The 400-nt window shown below is 73.5% G+C and carries 1 protein-coding gene; it reads left to right on the plus strand.

Going from position 1 to position 400, the window contains the following annotated elements:
* A partial coding sequence (locus KN815_RS48050; protein ID WP_443732354.1) for a CurL C-terminal domain-containing protein occupies positions 1–400 on the plus strand: 400 nt, incomplete at both ends.

Genomic DNA, 400 nt, shown 5'->3' on the forward strand with positions numbered 1-400 from the left:
TCGGCACGGCCGAACCGGTGGAGGAGGCGCCCGAGCGGGGCGGCTCCCATGTGCTGCCGTACGCGCTCTCCGCCAAGGGCACCGACGCCCTGCGGGCCCAGGCCGAACGGCTCTACGCCCATCTGACCGCACACTCCGACCTCGCACCGGCCGATGTCGCCCACACCCTGGTCACCGGGCGCGCCGCGCTCGACCACCGCGCGGTGCTGGTCGCGGACGGCAGGGACGAGCTGCTGTCCGGGCTGGACGCGCTGGCGCGAGGTGAGTCCGCGCCGGGGCTGGTCGAGGGGACGGTTGCCGAGGGTGAGCTGGCGTTCCTGTTCACGGGGCAGGGGAGTCAGCGGCTGGGGATGGGGCGTGAGCTGTACGACGCCTATCCGGTGTTCGCGGATGCGCTTGA

The organism is Streptomyces niphimycinicus (assembly GCF_018883605.1).
Taxonomy (GTDB): Bacteria; Actinomycetota; Actinomycetes; order Streptomycetales; family Streptomycetaceae; genus Streptomyces; species Streptomyces niphimycinicus.